Below are 17,390 nucleotides of genomic sequence, written 5' to 3'. Positions count from 1 at the left end.
ACGCGTTGCGCGCTACGTTCGCCGTTCGCGTGACAACTGGTTCGCTTGACACTTTCCTGGCTCAACAAAAAGGCGGCATTCAACTGCCGCTTTTTTGTGCCTGAAATTCGTCGCATTCCATGACCGTAAAGCTCACAATCGATTGCATGGGAGGCGACCACGGCCCGTCCGTGACCGTTCCCGCCGCAGTCAAGTTCGTCCGCGCGCATCCCGATGCGCACCTGATGCTCGTCGGCATCGAAAGCGCGATTCGCGCGCAGCTGAAAAAGCTGAAAGCCCTCGACGATCCCGCGCTGACCATCGTGCCTGCCACCGAAGTCGTGGCGATGGACGATCCTGTCGAAGTCGCGCTGCGCAAGAAGAAAGATTCTTCGATGCGCGTCGCGCTGAATCACGTGAAGGAAGGCGCGGCCCAGGCCTGTATTTCCGCCGGCAACACCGGCGCGCTGATGGCCGTTTCCCGTTACGTGCTGAAGACGCTGCCCGGCATCGAGCGGCCCGCGATCGCGTTCGCGCTGCCGAACCCGACCGGCTACACGATGATGCTCGACCTCGGCGCGAACGTCGACTGCGAGCCGCAGCACCTGCTGCAGTTCGCGGAGATGGGCCATGCGCTCGTCGCGGCGCTCGAAGGCAAGGAGCGCCCGACGATCGGCCTGTTGAACATCGGCGAAGAAGTCATCAAGGGCAACGAGACGATCAAGCGCGCCGGCGAACTGCTGCGCGCCAGCACGCTCAATTTCCGCGGCAACGTCGAAGGCAACGACATCTACAAGGGCACGGTCGACGTGATCGTCTGCGACGGCTTCGTCGGCAACGTCGCGCTGAAGACGTCCGAAGGGCTCGCGCAGATGCTGTCCGACATCATCCGCGAGGAGTTCGGCCGTTCGCTGATGTCGAAGCTGATGGCGCTGCTCGCGCTGCCCGTGCTGATGCGTTTCAAGAAGCGCGTCGACCATCGCCAATACAACGGCGCGGCGTTGCTGGGGCTGAAGAGTCTCGTGATCAAAAGCCACGGTTCGGCCGATGCCTACGCGTTTGAGTGGGCGATCAAACGCGGGTATGATGCCGTCAAAAACGGCGTGCTGGAGCGCCTTACGCGCGCGATGGCGGATAATTCGGTGTCGCTCGGCGACGGCGAACACGACGCAGGCGGCGCAGGCCACACGGGCCCGGCCGCAGGCCAACACGCCGAACCTCCCGCTGCGCAATCCTCTAAAGCATAAATGGCCCAATCGACTCTCTATTCCCGCGTGCTCGGCACGGGCAGCTATTTGCCGCCCGACCGCGTCACGAACCAGCAGCTTGCCGATCGTCTCGCGAAGGAAGGCATCGAGACGAGCGATGAATGGATCGTGGCGCGCACGGGCATCCACGCGCGCCATTTCGCCGCACCCGACGTCACGACCAGCGATCTCGCGTACCAAGCCGCGCGCCGTGCGATCGAGGCGGCCGACATCGACCCGCAATCGATCGACCTGATCATCGTCGCGACGTCGACTCCCGATTTCGTGTTCCCGAGTACGGCCTGCCTGCTGCAGAACAAGCTCGGCATCAAGAGCGGCGGCGCGGCATTCGACGTGCAGGCCGTGTGTTCCGGCTTCGCGTACGCGATGGCGATGGCCGACAGCTTCATCCGCGGCGGCCAGCACCGCACGGCGCTCGTCGTCGGCGCGGAGACGTTCTCGCGGATTCTCGATTTCAAGGACCGCACGACCTGCGTGCTGTTCGGCGACGGCGCGGGCGCGGTGATCCTGTCCGCATCGGAAGAGCCGGGCGTGCTTGGCAGCGCGCTGCACGCGGACGGCAGCTATTCGAACATCCTGTGCACGCCGGGCAACGTCAATCGCGGCGTGATCGAAGGCAGCGCGTTCCTGCACATGGACGGGCAGGCGGTGTTCAAGCTCGCGGTCAACGTGCTGGAGAAGGTCGCGGTCGAAGCGCTCGCGAAGGCGAATCTCGCGCCCGAGCAGATCGACTGGCTGATTCCGCACCAGGCCAACATCCGCATCATGACCAGCACCTGCCGCAAGCTCGGCTTGCCGCAGGAGCGCATGGTCGTGACGGTCGACCAGCACGGCAACACGTCGGCTGCGTCGATCCCGATGGCGCTCGACGTCGCGGTCCGCGACGGCCGCATCCAGCGCGGTCAGCACGTGCTGATCGAAGGCGTCGGCGGCGGCTTCACCTGGGGCGCGTCGGTCTTCCGCTTCTGATCCGCAGCGCGCGACTGCTGCGCGCGGATCCCGAACCGGCGCGCCGTTCGCGCGCGCCGTCCGAATCGATTCAATTGGGGACGATATGAAATTTGCATTCGTTTTTCCGGGGCAGGGCTCGCAGTCGGTCGGCATGCTGAACGCATTCGCCGATCTGGCCGTCGTGCGCGAGACGCTCGCGGAAGCATCCGATGCACTCGGCCAGGATCTCGGCAAGCTGATCGCCGAAGGCCCGGCTGAAGAACTGAATCTCACGACCAACACGCAGCCGGTGATGCTGACGGCCGCATACGCGTGCTATCGCGCATGGCAGCAGGCCGGCGGCCCGGCGCCGTCGATCGTCGCGGGCCACAGCCTCGGCGAATACACGGCGCTCGTCGCCGCAGGCGCGCTCGCGTTCAAGGACGCGGTGCCGCTCGTGCGCTTCCGTGCGCAGGCGATGCAGACCGCGGTGCCGGTCGGCCAGGGCGGCATGGCCGCGATCCTCGGCCTCGACGACGACACGGTGCGCGCGGTGTGCGCGGAAGCGGCGCAAGCGGGCGTCGTCGAAGCCGTGAACTTCAACGCGCCGGCGCAGGTCGTGATCGCGGGCGCGAAGGCGGCCGTCGAAAAGGCGTGCGAGATCGCGAAGGCGAAGGGTGCGAAGCGCGCGCTGCCGCTGCCGGTGTCGGCGCCGTTCCATTCGTCGCTGCTCAAGCCGGCGTCGGACCAGCTGCGCGACTATCTGGCGAACATCGACGTGAAGGCGCCGCAGATTCCGGTGGTCAACAACATCGACGTCGCGGTGGTCAGCGATCCGGCCGCGATCAAGGATGCGCTGGTGCGCCAGGCCGCCGGCCCGGTGCGCTGGGTCGAATGCGTGCAGCACATCGCCGCAACGGGCGTCACGCACGTGATCGAGTGCGGGCCGGGCAAGGTGCTGGCGGGGCTGACGAAGCGCATCGACGGCAACCTGGTCGGCGCGTCGGTGTTCGATCCGGCGTCGCTCGACGAAGCGCTGAAGCTGGCGACCGCCTGACGCGGCGCCTTTCCTCAAGAGACGGATATTCGATTCATGGAAAAGACTCTCGACAAACAGGTCGCGATCGTGACCGGCGCATCGCGCGGCATCGGCCGTGCGATCGCGCTCGAACTCGCGCGCCTGGGCGCGACGGTGATCGGCACGGCGACGAGCGAATCGGGCGCGGCCGCGATTAGCGCCGGGTTCGCGGAAGCGGGCGTGACGGGTCGCGGCGCGGTGCTGAACGTCAACGACGCGGCTGCGGCCGAAGCGTTGATCGACGCGACCGTGAAGGAATTCGGCGCGCTGAACGTGCTCGTCAACAACGCCGGGATTACGCAGGACCAGCTCGCGATGCGGATGAAGGACGAGGACTGGGACGCGGTGATCGACACCAACCTGAAGTCGGTGTTCCGGCTGTCGCGCGCGGTGCTGCGCCCGATGATGAAGGCCCGCGGCGGGCGCATCATCAACATCACGTCGGTGGTCGGCTCGGCCGGCAATCCGGGGCAGGCCAACTACGCGGCCGCGAAGGCCGGCGTGGCGGGCATGACGCGCGCGCTGGCTCGCGAAATCGGCAGCCGCGGCATCACGGTCAACTGCGTGGCGCCGGGCTTCATCGACACCGACATGACCAAGACGCTGCCGGAAGAACAGCAGGCCGCGCTCAAGACCCAGATTCCGCTCGGCCGCCTCGGCAGCCCGGAGGACATCGCCCATGCCGTCGCGTTTCTCGCGTCGCCGCAGGCCGGTTACATCACCGGCACGACGCTGCACGTGAACGGCGGCATGTACATGTCGTAACGGTTTTCGTTTACCATCCGCGCCGTATCCCGTTTTTCAGGCGGATCGGCGCTTGATCGACCATCAAGCCAACGCGCGTTTTGGCGTCAGCAAACCTGATAAAATGCGCGCACTTGTAAATCTGAACTTTCCCTCGGAGGGGTAATGGATAACATCGAACAACGTGTCAAGAAGATCGTCGCTGAGCAACTGGGCGTCGCGGAAGCCGAGATCAAGAACGAAGCATCGTTCGTGAACGATCTGGGTGCAGACTCGCTCGACACGGTCGAACTGGTGATGGCTCTGGAAGACGAGTTCGGCATGGAAATCCCGGACGAAGAAGCAGAGAAGATCACGACGGTTCAGCAAGCGATCGACTACGCTCGCGCAAACGTCAAGGCGTAAGCGCCTTTCGCGCTCGTCCGCCACGTCGCCGCGATCTTCGCGATTGACGCGCCATCCTGCCGGCTTCGCGCCGGACGGACTAACAGCCACAGGGCTCGCAGGGCTGGTTCCTGTGGCCACTGTGGCTTTTGTTTTTGTCATCCAATAATGGAAAAGAGGTTACCGTGAGCCGCCGTCGTGTTGTTGTTACAGGCCTGGGGCTGATTTCGCCTGTTGGCAATAATGTTGCCGACGGCTGGGCCAATCTCGTCGCCGGCAAGTCCGGTATCGCCACCGTCACGAAGTTCGATGCGTCGAACCTCGCCTGCCATTTCGCGGGCGAAGTGAAGGGTTTCAACGTCGAGGAGTACATCCCGGCGAAGGAAGCCCGCGGTATGGATACGTTCATCCATTACGGCATCGCAGCCGGTGTCCAGGCTATCCGGGACAGCGGCCTCGAAGTGAACGAAGCCAATGCGGAGCGCATCGGCGTGCTGGTCGGCTCCGGCATTGGCGGCCTGCCGATGATCGAAGACACGCATCAGACCTACGTCGATCGCGGCCCGCGCCGGATTTCGCCGTTCTTCGTGCCGGGTTCGATCATCAACATGATCTCGGGCCACCTGAGCATCATGTTCGGCCTGAAGGGCCCGAACCTCGCGGCCGTCACGGCCTGCACGACCGGTCTGCACAGCATCGGCCTCGCGGCGCGCCTGATCCAGGCCGGCGACGCCGACGTGATGGTCGCGGGTGGCGCCGAATCGACGGTGTCGCCGCTCGGCATCGGCGGTTTCGCGGCCGCGCGCGCGCTGTCGACCCGCAACGACGACCCGGCAACCGCGTCGCGCCCGTGGGACAAGGACCGCGACGGCTTCGTGCTGGGCGAGGGTTCGGGCGTGATGGTGCTGGAAGAGTACGAGGCGGCGAAGGCGCGCGGCGCGAAGATCTATGCGGAAGTCTCCGGCTTCGGCATGACCGGCGATGCGTACCACATGACCGCGCCGAACATGGACGGTCCGCGCCGCTGCATGGTCGCGGCGCTGCGCGATGCCGGCGTGAATCCGGACGAGGTGCAGTACCTGAACGCGCACGGCACGTCGACGCAGCTGGGCGACAAGAACGAGTCGGACGCGGTGAAGGCGGCGTTCGGCGAGCACGCGTACAAGCTCGCCGTGAACTCGACGAAGTCGATGACGGGTCACCTGCTCGGTGGCGCGGGCGGCCTCGAGTCGGTGTTCACGGTGCTGGCGTTGCACAACAACGTGTCGCCGCCGACCATCAACATCTTCAACCAGGACCCGGAGTGCGATCTCGATTACTGCGCGAACACCGCGCGTGACCTGAAGATCGACGTGGCCGTGAAGAACAACTTCGGCTTCGGCGGCACCAACGGCACGCTGGTATTCAAGCGCGTCTGACGTCGAATCGCTTGACGAGTCCATTCGATGCTCCGGCCGGGCGTCCGCAGCGCTTTGCGTTGCGGGCCTCGGCCGTGTCGTATGTCGTGCTGGCAGCGTTCGTCGCGGCGTGCGCCGCGTCCGTGTACCTGTTCTGGGCCCCGCGCGCGGGTGCTGCCGCCGGCGCGGGCATGGCCGCGGCGACGGCAGCGCTGCTGACGTCGTGCGCGGTGCGGGCCTTTGCGCACCGCCTGCCGGCGGAGCTGCGCATCGATGCATTCGGGGAGATCGCGGCGTTCAGCCGCGGCGGGCGCTTGCTGGCCCGCGGCCGGGTGACCGGCCATGCACACTGGAGCAGCCTGCTGCTCGTGCTGTCGGTCGGGCAAGGCGCCCGCCGCGCGCGGCCGTTGCTGATCCCGGCCGACGCGCTCGACGCCGCGTCGTTCAGCGCGCTGTCCGTGCTCGCGCGTACCGCGCGCACGACGGGGCGGGCATGATCGCGGCTCGTTACGTACCGTAACCAGCGGCCGGCGGCGGAACGCTACAATAACGCTCCGCGTTGCATCCCTAGTTAACGGATTTGTCAGGTGAGTGAAAAAGAAATCGATCAGGCTCTGGTCGAGCGCGTACAGAAAGGCGACAAGGCGGCGTTCGAACTCCTGGTCTCCAAATACCACCGCAAGATCATTCGGCTGATCTCGCGCCTCGTGCGGGATCCCGCCGAGGTCGAGGACGTGGCCCAGGACGCGTTCATCAAGGCGTATCGTGCGTTGCCGCAATTTCGCGGTGAGTCCGCGTTCTACACGTGGTTGTACCGGATTGCCGTCAACACGGCGAAGAACTACCTTGCGACGCAAGGCCGTCGGGCGCCGACCTCCACCGAGGCCGATGCCGAGGAGGCGGAAACTTTCTCCGACGCAGACCAACTAAGGGATATCAACACGCCAGAGTCGATGTTGATGAGCAAGCAGATTGCCGAGACGGTCAACGCTGCAATGGCCGTCCTGCCCGAAGAATTGCGTCAGGCGATTACGCTGCGCGAGATCGAGGGCCTGAGCTACGAAGAAATCGCGGAAATGATGAACTGCCCGATCGGGACGGTTCGGTCGCGGATCTTCCGGGCTCGCGAGGCAATCGCTGCAAAATTGCGTCCGCTGCTCGATACGCCCGAAGGCAAGCGCTGGTAAGCGCGATGGGTGCAACGACGCGGGTCGGGGTCTAGTTACGGATAGGGTCGTGAAATCACGACGGGGTGTGTGCAAGATGGGGAGCATCATGGGGTCGGTCAATACGCAGTCGCAAGCGTGCTCGCGCGGCGAGCGCCTTTCCGCTCTGGTCGACGGGGAACTGTTCGACGGTCCGGATCACGGGCAGTTTCTGGCTGAGCTGAACGGCGCGGATCGCGCGACGTGGGCCCAGTACCATCTGATCGGCGATGCGCTGCGCTCGGACGAGCTCACGCTGTCGCCGGCTCGCAGCGTCGCGTTCACCGCGCGCATGGCGGCTGCGCTCGACAGCGAGCCGCACCTGCTGGCGCCGGCCGCCGCGCCGGCTGCGCGCAAGCTGCTGTCGCTGCGCCGCAGGGTCGTGCCGGCGTTCGCGGTGGCCGCCGCGGCCGCCACGCTGACGTGGATCGTCGTGCCGCAGATGCAGACGGCCGGCGTGCCGGGCGCAGTCCAGGTCGCATCGGTCGGCGCGCCGCAAAGCGGCGGCCTGCAGCGCGTGACGGTCGCTCAGGCGTCTACGCAGCCGGCGCTGCAGGACGTCAACATCATCCGCGACGCCAGTCTCGATCAATACCTCGAAGCGCATCAGCAATTTGCGCAGCAGCCCGTCGTTACGGGCTCGATGCCGCTGATCCGCGCCGCGGTGTCCACCACGCCAGGCCAATAAACCCGATGCGGACATTGCAGTTGAATCACGCCATCTCCGGATGGAAGCGGCTGCCGGCCCTCCTGCTTTGCGCAGCCGCCCTGTTGTCCGTTCAATCCCTTCCCGCCAGCGCCCAGCAACCGGACGATCCCGTCGCCACCCGCAAGGGCGCGGCCGACTGGCTCGACCGCATCCAGCAGGCGGCGCAGCAGCAGAGCTACGAAGGCACGTTCGTCTACCAGCGCGGCGGCTACGTGCAATCGTCGCGCATTGCGCACGTCGCGTCGCGTGACGGCGAATTCGAGCGCATCGAGTCGCTCGACGGCAAGCCGCGCAAGGTGCTGCGGCACAACGACGAGTTGTATACGTTCGTCCCCGAGCGCAAGCTGTGCGTGGTCGAGCGCCGCCAGACGCGCGATTCGTTCCCCGCGCTGCTCGGTGCGCCGGGCGAGCACGTGATGTCCGTTTATGACGCGAAGCTGCTCGGCCGCGACCGCGTCGCCGGCGTCGATGCGCAGGTCGTCGAGCTCGTGCCGAAGGATGCGTACCGCTTCACGTACAAGCTGTGGGCCGATGCGCGCACCGGGTTGCTGCTGCGTTCGCAGACGCTCGACGCGAGCGATCACGTGCTCGAGCAGGTCGCGTTCTCGCAGTTGCAGACGGGCGGCGCCGCCGGCGACAAGTCCGCGATCGCGGCCGGCATGCGCAATCTGAGCGGCTGGACGGTGGTCCGCCCGCCGGTCGCGACGGTCGACATGGAAGCGCAGGGCTGGCAGATCGCGCCGACGATCGCCGGCTTCCGCAAGATTCGCGAGGTGCGCCGGCCGATGGCCGCGCGCGACGCAGGCGATCCGCCGATTCCGGTCGACCAGGCCGTCTTCACCGACGGGCTGGCGACGATCTCGGTCTTCATCGAGCCGGCCGAAAAGAATACGCGCAAGGAAGGCGCGGGCAGCACCGGCGCGACGCACGTGCTCGTGAAGCGCCGCGGCGACTACTGGATCACCGTGCTCGGCGAAGTGCCCCCGGCCACGTTGCAGCAGTTCGCGTCTGCCATAGAATACAAGGCTTCCAAGTAACGCTACGGCTCCCGACATGACGAAAATCACGCTGCGCAAAGTGCTCGCGGCGGCGGCGCTGTGTGCCTGCCTGCCGTTCGTCCCGCAAACCGCGTCCGCTGTCACGCCTCCCCCGGGCAGCCTGCCCGACTTCGCCGATCTGGTCGAAAAGGTCGGGCCAGCCGTCGTGAACATCCGGACGACCGCGAACGTGCCGGTGCCAGGGCCGCGCGGCAGCCTGCCGCCGGGCTTCGACAACGGCGACATGTCGGAATTCTTCCGGCGCTTCTTCGGCATTCCGTTGCCGCAGGCGCCCGGCAACGGCGGCGGCAGCCCGAAGGGCGCGCCGACGCCCGACAATCCGCCGGACACCGAGCAGAATCGCGGGGTCGGCTCGGGCTTCATCGTGTCGGCAGACGGCTACGTGATGACGAACGCGCACGTCGTCGACGATGCGGACACCATCTACGTCACGCTCACCGACAAGCGTGAATTCAAGGCGAAGCTGATCGGCGTCGACGATCGGACCGACGTCGCGGTGGTCAAGATCCAGGCAGCGAACCTGCCGGTCGTCGCGATCGGCGATTCGACCAAGGTGCGCGTCGGCGAGTGGGTGGTCGCGATCGGTTCGCCGTTCGGCCTCGACAACACCGTGACGGCCGGCATCGTCAGTTCGAAGAGCCGCAACACGGGCGACTATCTGCCGTTCATCCAGACCGACGTCGCGGTGAACCCCGGCAACTCGGGCGGCCCGCTGATCAACATGCAGGGCGAGGTGATCGGCATCAACTCGCAGATCTACAGCCGCACCGGCGGCTTCATGGGCATCTCGTTCGCGATTCCGATCGACGAAGCGATGCGCGTGGCCGATCAGCTGAAGGCGACCGGCAAGGTCACGCGCGGCCGCATCGCGGTGGCGATCGGTGAGGTCACGAAGGACGTGGCCGATTCGATCGGGCTGCCGAAGGCGGAAGGCGCGCTGGTGAGCAGCGTCGAGCCGGGCGGCCCGGCCGACAAGGCGGGCATCCAGCCGGGCGACATCATCCTGAAGTTCAACGGCCGTTCGGTCGACGCGGCGTCGGACCTGCCGCGCATGGTCGGCGACACGAAGCCCGGCGCGAAGGCGACCGTCACCGTGTGGCGCAAGGGCCAGGCGCGCGAGCTGCCGATCACGATCGCCGAGACGCCGGCGGAGACGACGGCGAAGGCCGAGCAGCGCAAGAGCGCGCCGCAGAAGCCGCGCCAGGCGAATTCGCTCGGCTTGACGGTCAGCGACATTCCGGCCGAGCAGATGAAATCGCTGAAGCTGAAGAACGGCGTGCAGATCGACGGCGTCGACGGCCCGGCCGCGCGCGCCGGGCTGCAGCGCGGCGACATCGTGCTGCGCGTCGGCGACACCGACATCACGAGCGCGAAGCAGTTCGCCGACGTGACCGCGCAGCTCGATCCGCAGAAGGCGGTCGCGGTGCTCGTGCGGCGCGGCGACAACACGCAGTTCGTGCCGGTGCGTCCGCGCCCGAGCCAGAAGTAAGTCACGCGCCGATGTTCACGCTTTACGGCCGCGGCTGGTGTCACCTGTGCGATGACATGCGCGACGCGCTGGCGCCGCTGGCGGCCGAGTTAGGCGTCGCGCTCGACTACGTCGACATCGACGCCGATCCGGCACTCGTCGCCCGCTATGACGAAGACGTGCCGGTGCTGTTGCTCGACGGCGTGGAGGTGTGCCGCCACCGGTTCGACGAGGCGGCGGTGCGCGGCGCGTTCGCGGCGCGGCGCTGACCCGGCCCCGGCGCGTGCAGGCGGCCGGCGGCTCCGGACGCTCGCGGTCGGGCACGCGCTCGCCGGCCGCCCCAAATTACCGCCCGGCAAAGGCCTTTTCGGCTAAAATAAGCCGTTTTTTCACCGACTTACAAGGCGTGCTCCGCAGTCGTCGAGCGCGCCTTTTTCGCTTGATCGGCACTGAATGGATCATATTCGCAATTTCTCGATCATCGCCCACATCGACCATGGCAAGTCGACGCTCGCGGATCGCATCATCCAGGTATGCGGCGGCCTCGCCGCCCGCGAAATGGAAGCGCAGGTGCTCGACTCGATGGACATCGAGCGCGAGCGCGGCATCACCATCAAGGCGCAGACTGCGGCGCTGTCCTATCGCGCGCGCGACGGCAAGGTCTACAACCTGAACCTGATCGATACGCCGGGGCACGTCGATTTCTCCTACGAAGTCAGCCGTTCGCTGTCCGCCTGCGAGGGCGCGCTGCTCGTGGTCGACGCGAGCCAGGGCGTCGAGGCGCAGACGGTCGCGAACTGCTACACGGCGATCGAGCTCGGCGTCGAAGTCGTGCCGGTGCTGAACAAGATCGACCTGCCGGCCGCGAACCCCGAGAACGCCATCGAGGAAATCGAGGACGTGATCGGCATCGACGCCACCGACGCGACGCGCTGCAGCGCGAAGACGGGGCTCGGCGTCGAGGACGTGCTCGAAGCGCTGATCGCGAAGGTGCCGCCGCCCAAGGGCGATCCGGCCGCGCCGCTGCAGGCGCTGATCATCGACTCGTGGTTCGACAACTACGTCGGCGTCGTGATGCTCGTGCGCATCGTCAACGGCACGCTGCGTCCGAAGGACAAGATCAAGATGATGGCGACCGGCGCGCAGTATCCGGTCGAGCACGTCGGCGTGTTCACGCCGAAGTCGCGCAATCTCGAATCGCTGTCGGCCGGGCAGGTGGGCTTCATCATCGCCGGCATCAAGGAACTGACGGCCGCGAAGGTCGGCGATACCGTCACGCACGTGGCGAAGCCTGCCACCGAGCCGCTGCCGGGCTTCAAGGAAGTGAAGCCGCAGGTGTTCGCGGGCCTCTATCCGGTCGAGGCGAACCAGTACGACGCGCTGCGCGAATCGCTCGAGAAGCTGAAGCTCAACGACGCGTCGCTGCAGTACGAGCCGGAAGTGTCGCAGGCGCTCGGCTTCGGCTTCCGCTGCGGCTTCCTCGGGCTGCTGCACATGGAAATCGTGCAGGAGCGGCTCGAGCGCGAGTTCGACATGGACCTCATCACGACCGCACCGACGGTCGTCTATGAAGTGGTGCAGAGCGACGGCTCGACGATCATGGTCGAGAACCCGGCGAAGATGCCGGAACCCGGCCGCATCGCCGAGGTTCGCGAGCCGATCGTCACCGTGAACCTGTACATGCCGCAGGACTACGTCGGCTCGGTGATCACGCTGTGCGAGCAGAAGCGCGGCTCGCAGATCAACATGCAGTATCACGGCCGCCAGGTGCAGCTCACGTACGAAATTCCGATGGCCGAGATCGTGCTCGACTTCTTCGATCGCCTGAAGTCGGTGTCGCGCGGCTATGCGTCGATGGACTACGAGTTCAAGGAATACCGTTCGTCGGACGTCGTGAAGGTCGACATGCTGATCAACGGCGACAAGGTCGATGCGCTGTCGATCATCGTGCACCGCTCGCAGTCGCAGTACCGCGGCCGCGAAGTGGCCGCGAAGATGCGCGAAATCATTCCGCGCCAGATGTACGACGTGGCGATCCAGGCCGCGATCGGCGCGCACATCGTCGCGCGCGAGAACATCAAGGCGCTGCGCAAGAACGTGCTGGCGAAGTGCTACGGCGGCGACATCACGCGAAAGAAGAAACTGCTCGAGAAGCAGAAAGAAGGTAAGAAACGCATGAAGCAGGTGGGTTCGGTCGAGATCCCGCAGGAAGCGTTCCTCGCGATCTTGCGCGTCGAAGACAAATAACAGGACTGATCCTTTTATGAATTTTGCGCTGATTCTTTTTGTGCTCGTCGTCGTGACGGGCGTGGCGTGGGTGTTGGACAAGCTGGTGTTCCTGCCGCGGCGACGCAAGGCGGCCGACGTGGCGATCGACGAGTTCGATCGCCAGCAGTCGCGCATCGACAAGCGTTTCGCGGACGAAAATGCGGTGCAGACGCGTGCGAAGCTGCGCGACGAGAAGCTGCGCCAGCCGTGGTGGCTCGAATACACGGCGAGCTTCTTCCCGGTGATCCTCGCGGTGTTCGTCGTGCGTTCGTTCGTCGTCGAGCCGTTCAAGATTCCGTCGGGCTCGATGGTGCCGACGCTGGTCGTCGGCGATTTCATCCTCGTCAACAAGTTCGAATACGGGCTGCGTCTGCCGGTCACAAACACCAAGATCACGCAGGGCAAGCCGCTGTCGCGCGGCGACGTCGTCGTGTTCCGTTATCCGAAGGACGAGTCGGTCGACTACATCAAGCGCGTCGTCGGCCTGCCGGGCGACACGGTCGCCTATCAGGACAAGCAGCTGACGATCAACGGCCAGCCGGTGCCCGAAACGCCGCTGCCCGACTACTTCGACGACGAGCGCCAGAACTACGCGAAGCAGTTCGAGGAAACGCTCGGCACGAAGAAGAACGCGATCCTGAACAATCCCGCGGTGCCGCCGTTCGTGATGGGCGCATACGACTATCCGTATCGCGACAACTGCACGTACAACAGCCGCGGCGTGATCTGCAAGGTGCCACCCGGCCACTACTTCATGATGGGCGACAACCGCGACAACAGCGCGGACAGCCGCTACTGGGGGTTCGTGCCGGACAACAACATCGTCGGTCGCGCGTTCTTCATCTGGATGAACTTCAGCGACCTGAAGCGCATCGGTTCCTTCAACTGATCGCAGTCGACTCGCACGCAATGCGCGACGCACGGGCCGCGTCGCGTATTGCCGAACTACTTTAAGAACCGGCGGTAACACCGCCTCGTCACGCCTTTTCGCGTCCGGCCGTGCCGCTTCGGCCCGACCGGCGCCCGCGTTATACTCCTGCACATGCCCCTATCCCAGTTGGAAAGCCGGCTGCGCTACGAATTTCGCAATGCGGAATTGTTGCGCCAGGCTTTGACCCATCGCAGTCACAGCGCCACGCATAACGAACGGCTCGAGTTTCTCGGCGACTCCGTTCTGAACTGCGCGGTGGCGGCCCTTTTGTTCCAGCGCTTCGGCAAGCTGGACGAAGGCGATCTGTCGCGCGTGCGCGCCAATCTCGTCAAGCAGCAGTCGCTGTATGAAATCGCTCAGGCCCTGAATATCTCGGACGGGCTGCGACTGGGCGAGGGCGAGTTGCGCAGCGGCGGGTTCCGCCGCCCGTCGATTCTCGCGGACGCATTCGAAGCCATCATCGGGGCCGTGTTTCTCGATGGCGGCTTCGAAGCCGCCCAAGGGGTCATCAAGCGGCTGTACGTACCGATCCTCGACCACATCGATCCGCGCACGCTCGGCAAGGACGCGAAAACGCTGCTGCAGGAGTATCTGCAGGGGCACAAGATCGCGTTGCCCACCTACACCGTCGTCGCGACTCATGGTGCGGCGCACAATCAGCAGTTCGAGGTCGAATGCACGGTGCCGAAGCTCGACGTGAAGGTGTCGGGCTCCGGCGCGAGCCGGCGGGCGGCCGAGCAGGCTGCCGCGAAGAAGGCGCTCGACGAGGTGCTGGCCGCCGCGCCGATGCTGGCCTCGAAGCCGAAGCGCTCGAAGAATGCCCGTGGATCGAAGCATGCGGAGCCCGAAATCGTGCCGGGCGTGAAGGGCGTTCAGGAAGCGCTGGACCTGCGCTCGCCGGAACGGAAGGAACGTGCGGCGGCACGCGACGTGAAGGCGTCCGGCGGCGCTTCCGAGCCGGCCGAGCGGCCGGCTCAGGCGCCGATGGCCGCGATCCGCGCCGCGCATGTCGAAACCGTGGCGGACAAGACCGACCGCGCGGCGAAGCCGTCGGGCGACAAGCCGGCGGACAAGCCGGCCGAGAAGTCGCCGGAGCGCGGCGAAGCTGCCCTGCGTGCGGCCGACAAGCCCGCGGAAGGCGCACCGCGCGCCGCTGACAAGCCGACCGGCCAAGCGGCCGGTCAAGCAGCCGTCCAGCCGGCCGATCCGGCCTCGGCCAGCGCCGACAAATCAGCCGCTGCGTCCGACCCCGCCTCCCGCACGACGCCGCGCCCGCGCGACGGCGCAGCGTCCGACACCGAGACGCCGCCGGGCGGCGCGAGCCTCGCGGCCGCCCAGGCGCGCGCGGCCGATGCCGGCCACTGAATTGCCCATCGATCGTGCCGCGCGCCGCGCGGCCGGTTGCGAACCTGTCTCCCAAACGATATGAACACTCCCGCTCCTACCGGTTTCCGCTGCGGCATGATCGCGATCGTGGGCCGCCCGAACGTCGGCAAGTCGACGTTGATGAACGCACTCGTCGGCCAGAAGATCAGCATCACGTCGCGCAAGGCGCAAACGACCCGCCATCGCATCACCGGCATCAACACGTTCGACGACGCGCAGTTCATCTTCGTCGACACGCCGGGCTTCCAGACCCGCCACAGCACCGCGCTGAACCGCTCGCTGAACCGCGCGGTCACGTCGACGCTCACGTCGGTCGACCTGATCCTGTTCGTGATCGAGGCCGGCCGCTTCGGGCCCGACGACCAGAAGGTGCTCGACCTGATTCCGCCCGGCGCGCCGACGCTCCTGATCGCGAACAAGATCGACCGCGTGGGCGACAAGGCGACGCTGTTCCCGTTCATGCAGAAGATGAGCGCGCTGCGCGAGTTCACCGAGCTCGTGCCGCTGTCCGCGCAGCGGCCGGAAGACATCAAGCACCTGCTCGACACGATCAAGCCGCACCTGCCGGAAGGTCAGCCGATCTACGGCGAGGACGAGCTGACCGACCGCAGCTCGCGCTTTCTCGCGGCCGAAATCCTGCGCGAGAAGGTGTTCCGCTGGACCGGCGACGAATTGCCGTACACGAGCACCGTGCTGATCGACAAGTTCGAGGAGGAAGGGCGGCTGAAGCGCATCTTCGCGACGATCCTCGTCGAACGCGATATGCACAAGGCGATGGTGATCGGCAAGAAGGGCGAGAAGCTCAAGCAGATCAGCACCGAGGCGCGGCTCGACATGGAGAAGCTGTTCGACGGCCCCGTGTACCTCGAGACCTTCGTGAAGGTGAAGAGCGGCTGGGCCGACAACGAGGCGGGGCTGCGTGCCTATGGGTACGAATGACGCGCTGACGTCGACCGAAGACGCGGTGGCCGCCGGCGCGAACGACGCGCCGCTGCCGGCCCCGCCCGAACCGCCGCGCCGCAAGGCGCGGCGCGCGACGTCTCGCACGTCCGATTTCCGCATCGCCGAGCAGCCGGCGTTCGTGCTGCACAGCTATCCGTACCGCGAAACTAGCCTGATCATCGACGTGCTCACGCGCGACCATGGCCGGCTCGCGCTCGTCGCGAAGGGCGCGAAGCGCCCCCATTCCGCGCTGCGCGGCGTGCTGCAGACGTTCCAGCCGCTGCTGTTGTCGTGGTCCGGCAAATCCGAAGTGCGCACGCTCACCGGCGCCGAGTGGGTCGGCGGGATGCTGCCGCTCGGCGGCGACGGGCTGCTGTGCGGCTTCTACGTCAACGAGCTGCTCGTGAAATTCTGCGCGCGCGAAGATCCGCAGCCGCCGCTGTTCAACCATTACGTGCTGACGCTCACGCGCCTCGCGCACGGCGAACCGGCCGTGCAGGTGCTGCGCTCGTTCGAGCGCGTGCTGCTGCGCGAGACCGGCTACGCGATGGCGCTGAACCGCACGGTGGCGCGCCGCGCGGTCGAGCCCGAGCGCCGCTACGTGTTCGATCCCGAGCGCGGCGTGCGCAACGCGGACGACGACGTACCGTCGCACTGGCCGGTCGTCACCGGACAGACGTTGCTCGACATGGAGCAGGACGATTACCATCGAGCCCAGACGGTCGCGCAGAGCAAGACGCTGATGCGCTTCCTGCTGAACACCTATCTCGGCGGCACGCCGCTCGCCACGCGCCAGATCCTGATCGACCTGCAAAACCTATGAGCTTTTTCCTGACAACGCCCACCGTCATCGACCTCGGCGTGAACATCGACCACGTCGCCACGCTGCGCAACGCGCGCGGCACCGCCTATCCCGATCCGATCCGCGCGGCGCTCGCCGCCGAAGAAGCCGGCGCCGACGCGATCACGCTGCACCTGCGCGAGGATCGCCGCCACATCGTCGACGCCGACGTGCGCACGCTGCGCCCGCTGCTGAAGACGCGGATGAACCTCGAATGCGCGGTGACGGCCGAGATGCTCGACATCGCATGCGAAGTGCGTCCGCATGACGCGTGTCTCGTGCCGGAGAAGCGCGAGGAGCTGACGACCGAAGGCGGCCTCGACGTCGCCGGCCGCTTCGAGGTCGTGCGCGCGGCCTGCAAGCAGCTCGCGGACGCCGGCGTGCGCGTATCGCTGTTCATCGATCCGGACGAGACGCAGATCCGCGCCGCGCACGAGGCCGGCGCGCCGGTGATCGAGCTGCATACCGGCCGTTATGCCGACGCGCACGACGCAGCCGAGCAGCAGCGCGAATACGAGCGCATCGTCGCGGGCGTCCAGGCCGGCGCGCAGCTGGGGCTGAAGGTCAACGCCGGTCACGGTCTTCACTACACGAACGTGCAACAGATCGCCGCCATCGACGGGATCGTCGAGCTGAACATCGGCCATGCGATCGTCGCGCATTCGATCTTCGCGGGCTGGGACAATGCCGTGCGCGAGATGAAGGCCATCATGGTCGCCGCACGCGTTGCCGCGCTTCACGGCGGCGCGCGCTGACGATGCGTTCCGTGCGCGCCGGCTCGGCTTGCCACCCGGCATCGTTC

18 protein-coding genes are annotated in these 17,390 nt (G+C 66.4%); all 18 read left to right on the top strand.

The genetic code is table 11. The annotated features are described in order from the left end of the window. Window positions 1-119 precede the first annotated feature (119 nt). On the top strand, window positions 120-1,226 hold the full coding sequence (gene plsX, locus C3Y15_RS09500; protein ID WP_011883953.1) for a phosphate acyltransferase PlsX: 1,107 nt from the start codon (window positions 120-122) through the stop codon (window positions 1,224-1,226). Beyond that, the gene (locus C3Y15_RS09495) at window positions 1,227-2,216 is read left to right on the top strand and encodes a beta-ketoacyl-ACP synthase III (protein WP_011883955.1); all 990 of its coding nucleotides are present in this window, start codon (window positions 1,227-1,229) and stop codon (window positions 2,214-2,216) included. It abuts the gene before it with no gap. Between the two features lie 85 nt (window positions 2,217-2,301). Then, the gene (fabD, locus tag C3Y15_RS09490; RefSeq protein ID WP_011883957.1) at window positions 2,302-3,234 is read left to right on the top strand and encodes an ACP S-malonyltransferase; all 933 of its coding nucleotides are present in this window, start codon (window positions 2,302-2,304) and stop codon (window positions 3,232-3,234) included. Window positions 3,235-3,270: 36 nt separating this feature from the next. Further along, window positions 3,271-4,020: a 3-oxoacyl-ACP reductase FabG gene (gene fabG, locus C3Y15_RS09485; RefSeq protein ID WP_011883958.1), complete on the top strand. Its 750-nt coding sequence runs from the start codon at window positions 3,271-3,273 to the stop codon at window positions 4,018-4,020. Window positions 4,021-4,164: 144 nt separating this feature from the next. Continuing rightward, the gene (gene acpP / locus C3Y15_RS09480) at window positions 4,165-4,404 is read left to right on the top strand and encodes an acyl carrier protein (RefSeq protein ID WP_004197638.1); all 240 of its coding nucleotides are present in this window, start codon (window positions 4,165-4,167) and stop codon (window positions 4,402-4,404) included. Window positions 4,405-4,568: 164 nt separating this feature from the next. Continuing rightward, complete coding sequence (fabF, locus tag C3Y15_RS09475) at window positions 4,569-5,801, top strand: beta-ketoacyl-ACP synthase II (RefSeq protein WP_011883959.1); 1,233 nt, start codon at window positions 4,569-4,571, stop codon at window positions 5,799-5,801. Between the two features lie 11 nt (window positions 5,802-5,812). Further along, entirely contained in the window at window positions 5,813-6,277 is a 465-nt protein-coding gene (locus C3Y15_RS09470) for a hypothetical protein (RefSeq protein WP_014722720.1), read from the top strand. Window positions 6,278-6,367: 90 nt separating this feature from the next. Next, a complete protein-coding gene (gene rpoE / locus C3Y15_RS09465; RefSeq protein WP_011883961.1) occupies window positions 6,368-6,967 on the top strand; it encodes an RNA polymerase sigma factor RpoE in 600 nt (199 codons plus the stop codon). Window positions 6,968-7,055: 88 nt separating this feature from the next. Continuing rightward, window positions 7,056-7,673, top strand: a complete 618-nt coding sequence (locus tag C3Y15_RS09460; protein WP_011883962.1) for a sigma-E factor negative regulatory protein — start codon at window positions 7,056-7,058, stop codon at window positions 7,671-7,673. A gap of 5 nt (window positions 7,674-7,678) precedes the next feature. Next, window positions 7,679-8,731 (top strand): MucB/RseB C-terminal domain-containing protein, encoded by a 1,053-nt coding sequence (locus C3Y15_RS09455; protein WP_011883963.1) that lies wholly within the window; start codon window positions 7,679-7,681, stop codon window positions 8,729-8,731. Window positions 8,732-8,747: 16 nt separating this feature from the next. Continuing rightward, window positions 8,748-10,241: a DegQ family serine endoprotease gene (locus C3Y15_RS09450; RefSeq protein ID WP_059460869.1), complete on the top strand. Its 1,494-nt coding sequence runs from the start codon at window positions 8,748-8,750 to the stop codon at window positions 10,239-10,241. 11 nt (window positions 10,242-10,252) lie between these two features. Continuing rightward, window positions 10,253-10,489 (top strand): glutaredoxin family protein, encoded by a 237-nt coding sequence (locus tag C3Y15_RS09445; protein ID WP_011883965.1) that lies wholly within the window; start codon window positions 10,253-10,255, stop codon window positions 10,487-10,489. 184 nt (window positions 10,490-10,673) lie between these two features. After that, complete coding sequence (lepA, locus tag C3Y15_RS09440; RefSeq protein ID WP_011883966.1) at window positions 10,674-12,467, top strand: translation elongation factor 4; 1,794 nt, start codon at window positions 10,674-10,676, stop codon at window positions 12,465-12,467. Window positions 12,468-12,483: 16 nt separating this feature from the next. Continuing rightward, window positions 12,484-13,377 carry a signal peptidase I gene (lepB, locus tag C3Y15_RS09435; RefSeq protein ID WP_011883967.1) on the top strand — a complete coding sequence of 298 codons (894 nt, stop codon included), beginning with the start codon at window positions 12,484-12,486 and terminating at the stop codon, window positions 13,375-13,377. A 153-nt stretch (window positions 13,378-13,530) separates the two neighbouring features. After that, a complete protein-coding gene (gene rnc / locus C3Y15_RS09430) occupies window positions 13,531-14,784 on the top strand; it encodes a ribonuclease III (protein WP_034194218.1) in 1,254 nt (417 codons plus the stop codon). Window positions 14,785-14,844: 60 nt separating this feature from the next. Then, window positions 14,845-15,744 carry a GTPase Era gene (gene era, locus C3Y15_RS09425; protein WP_041493796.1) on the top strand — a complete coding sequence of 300 codons (900 nt, stop codon included), beginning with the start codon at window positions 14,845-14,847 and terminating at the stop codon, window positions 15,742-15,744. After that, window positions 15,731-16,570 (top strand): DNA repair protein RecO, encoded by an 840-nt coding sequence (gene recO, locus C3Y15_RS09420; protein ID WP_011883970.1) that lies wholly within the window; start codon window positions 15,731-15,733, stop codon window positions 16,568-16,570. Before era ends, recO begins: the two co-directional genes overlap by 14 nt. Continuing rightward, window positions 16,567-17,343 carry a pyridoxine 5'-phosphate synthase gene (gene pdxJ / locus C3Y15_RS09415; protein WP_011883971.1) on the top strand — a complete coding sequence of 259 codons (777 nt, stop codon included), beginning with the start codon at window positions 16,567-16,569 and terminating at the stop codon, window positions 17,341-17,343. The genes recO and pdxJ overlap by 4 nt, the downstream gene beginning before the upstream one ends. Window positions 17,344-17,390 lie beyond the last annotated feature (47 nt).

The sequence above is a fragment of the Burkholderia sp. B10 genome (assembly GCF_004368385.1).
GTDB classification, from domain to species: Bacteria; Pseudomonadota; Gammaproteobacteria; order Burkholderiales; family Burkholderiaceae; genus Burkholderia; species Burkholderia vietnamiensis.
Note: the sequence above shows the minus strand (reverse complement) of the source record. Positions and strands in the feature narration are given on the sequence as shown.

Bases quoted from the DNA above. Each gene is read 5' to 3' on its own strand.
- plsX (WP_011883953.1), top strand. From the start codon at position 120: ATGACCGTAAAGCTCACAATCGATTGCATGGGAGGCGACCACGGCCCG.
- C3Y15_RS09495 (WP_011883955.1), top strand. From the start codon at position 1,227: ATGGCCCAATCGACTCTCTATTCCCGCGTGCTCGGCACGGGCAGCTAT.
- fabD (WP_011883957.1), top strand. From the start codon at position 2,302: ATGAAATTTGCATTCGTTTTTCCGGGGCAGGGCTCGCAGTCGGTCGGC.
- fabG (WP_011883958.1), top strand. From the start codon at position 3,271: ATGGAAAAGACTCTCGACAAACAGGTCGCGATCGTGACCGGCGCATCG.
- acpP (WP_004197638.1), top strand. From the start codon at position 4,165: ATGGATAACATCGAACAACGTGTCAAGAAGATCGTCGCTGAGCAACTG.
- C3Y15_RS09460 (WP_011883962.1), top strand. From the start codon at position 7,056: ATGGGGTCGGTCAATACGCAGTCGCAAGCGTGCTCGCGCGGCGAGCGC.
- C3Y15_RS09455 (WP_011883963.1), top strand. From the start codon at position 7,679: ATGCGGACATTGCAGTTGAATCACGCCATCTCCGGATGGAAGCGGCTG.
- C3Y15_RS09450 (WP_059460869.1), top strand. From the start codon at position 8,748: ATGACGAAAATCACGCTGCGCAAAGTGCTCGCGGCGGCGGCGCTGTGT.
- C3Y15_RS09445 (WP_011883965.1), top strand. From the start codon at position 10,253: ATGTTCACGCTTTACGGCCGCGGCTGGTGTCACCTGTGCGATGACATG.
- lepA (WP_011883966.1), top strand. From the start codon at position 10,674: ATGGATCATATTCGCAATTTCTCGATCATCGCCCACATCGACCATGGC.
- lepB (WP_011883967.1), top strand. From the start codon at position 12,484: ATGAATTTTGCGCTGATTCTTTTTGTGCTCGTCGTCGTGACGGGCGTG.
- rnc (WP_034194218.1), top strand. From the start codon at position 13,531: ATGCCCCTATCCCAGTTGGAAAGCCGGCTGCGCTACGAATTTCGCAAT.
- era (WP_041493796.1), top strand. From the start codon at position 14,845: ATGAACACTCCCGCTCCTACCGGTTTCCGCTGCGGCATGATCGCGATC.
- recO (WP_011883970.1), top strand. From the start codon at position 15,731: ATGGGTACGAATGACGCGCTGACGTCGACCGAAGACGCGGTGGCCGCC.
- pdxJ (WP_011883971.1), top strand. From the start codon at position 16,567: ATGAGCTTTTTCCTGACAACGCCCACCGTCATCGACCTCGGCGTGAAC.